The sequence below is a fragment of the Caballeronia terrestris genome, from assembly GCF_001544515.1.
Taxonomy (GTDB): Bacteria; Pseudomonadota; Gammaproteobacteria; order Burkholderiales; family Burkholderiaceae; genus Caballeronia; species Caballeronia terrestris.
This window is the reverse complement of the sequence record NZ_FCOL02000323.1, coordinates 1-1,925: the sequence shown is the minus strand read 5'-3', so window position 1 is coordinate 1,925 and position 1,925 is coordinate 1. Positions and strand designations below refer to the sequence as shown.

Here is a 1,925-nt window from a genome sequence, read left to right as displayed (position 1 = left end):
CTGCTCGAATACCTGGTGCTCGCGAGCGAGGTCGATGCGTTCGATCCGATGGAGCGCGCCTTTCATGAAACCGGCAATCGATGCCTCGCCAACACGGAGCATCTGCACGCGGACTGGTCTTTGCTGCACGAGTATTCGCTTTCGCCCGGGCTGCCGGCAATGGCGCATGGCTGGGACGCCCCGCAGCTGGATCACCGGCCGGTCGCCTGCAAGGGGGCGCCCGAAGCGGTCTGTGCACTCTGTCATCTCGACGCCGCCCACACCGCGGCGATCCTGTCTCGGGCCGCGCAGATTGCGTCGGGCGGCCTGCGTGTGCTGGGCGTCGCCAAGGCGCGTCACTATGGCGTGGACTGGCCAGCGCGCCAGCACGATTTCGACTTTTCGTTCGTCGGACTGGTGGGCTTGGTGGACCCAGTGCGCCCCGACGCCGCAGGCGCGATTGCCGAGTGCCAAGCAGCAGGGATACGCGTAGTGATGATCACTGGAGACTATCCCTCGACGGCGCACGCGATCGCGGCCGAGGTCGGCATCGGTGCAGGTAGGATTGTGACCGGCGACGAACTGGCCGCGTGGGACGACGCGCAAATCCGGGGGGCGATCGCCACTACCGATGTGTTCGCACGGGTGCGTCCCGAGCAAAAGCTGCGCCTGATTGAAGCCTTCAAGGCGCGAGGCAACGTGGTAGCGATGACTGGCGACGGCGTGAACGATGCGCCTGCGCTCAAGGCCGCACACATCGGCATTGCGATGGGCAGGCGCGGCACCGAGCTGGCCCGCGAAGTGGCGGCGCTGGTCCTCCTGCGCGACGACTTCGCGCCGATCGTCGCGTCGATCCGGCTGGGCCGGCGCATCTACGACAATCTCGGTCAGGCAATCAGCTATACGGTTGCGGTACACATTCCAATGGTGGCTGCCGCAATGATTCCTGTCATTCTGGGCTGGCCCGTGATGCTCGCCCCCTTGCACATCGTGTTTCTCGAACTGATCATCAACCCCGTGTGTTCGCTTGTGTTCGAGAACGAGCCGGAACGGCGAGATCTGATGAAGCGGCCGCCGCACCGTACGCAGAAGGCGCTGCTCTCGAAGGCCGCATTCGTACGGAGCGCTGCCGCCGGCGTCGTGCTCGCGCTGATCGTGCTGGCTGTCTATGCGGCCACGGTCGCGACCCGGCATGACGTCATGCTTAGCTCGAACCTTCGCCTTTCTCGTGCTCGTCGGCGGCAACGTAGCGCTAATTTTCGCGGTGCGCGTGATGGCTACCCGAAGCATGTTCCGCGCCGCGGGCATGGCAAACAACTACATTGGCCTTGTCCTGGCCCTGACCGCGAGCGCTCTGCTCTTGCTCATGACGGTCCCCACGCTGGCACGACTCTTTTCACTCGTCCCTTTACTCGCGGTCTACGTGTTCAAATGACCAAATGAAGGTGCCCCCTTCGCAGGCCTTGGCGCACCGACCAGAGCGAGCTTTACTGCCGTCGGCTCGGACGCTCAGCCACACCCTTTATTAAACTGACTTGCGTACGAGCATCAACGGGGTCTCAGCCACCCGTGCAACCCGGCCGGCCACGCTGCCAAGCATCCAGCGCGCTGGACCTCGCCGGCCATGCGTTCCCATGACGACCAAATCGGCACCCCAGGCGGCTGCTTCGCGAACGATCGTGTGAGCAATATCGTCGCTTGTCATATCGGTGCTGGCGAGCGATGCCTCGACATGCGCCTGCGCCACGTTCGGATGCTGCGCCAGAACCTCGCGGGCTCTAGCAATGGATGCGTTTCCCTCTTGGACAAAGGCATCTTCCAGCAGAGTGATCGGGACGAAGTCACTGAACCGGACCGCGCGGTCGACGACATAGATGACCTTCAGTTGCGCTCCAGGCCCGGCCAGTCGCGCGCCGATCCTCAGCGCCTCCTGCGAAGTATCACTG

At 63.9% G+C, this 1,925-nt stretch carries 1 protein-coding gene and 1 pseudogene; one reads left to right on the top strand and one right to left on the bottom strand.

Going from position 1 to position 1,925, the window contains the following annotated elements:
- Positions 1–1,414 (top strand): annotated as a pseudogene (locus AWB67_RS37050) (cation-translocating P-type ATPase); the annotation flags it as partial.
- Positions 1,415–1,504: 90 nt separating this feature from the next.
- On the opposite strand, the gene AWB67_RS37045 reads toward AWB67_RS37050, so the two are convergent.
- On the bottom strand, positions 1,505–1,925 hold a 421-nt coding region (locus tag AWB67_RS37045; RefSeq protein WP_143328489.1), incomplete at its 5' end, for a universal stress protein.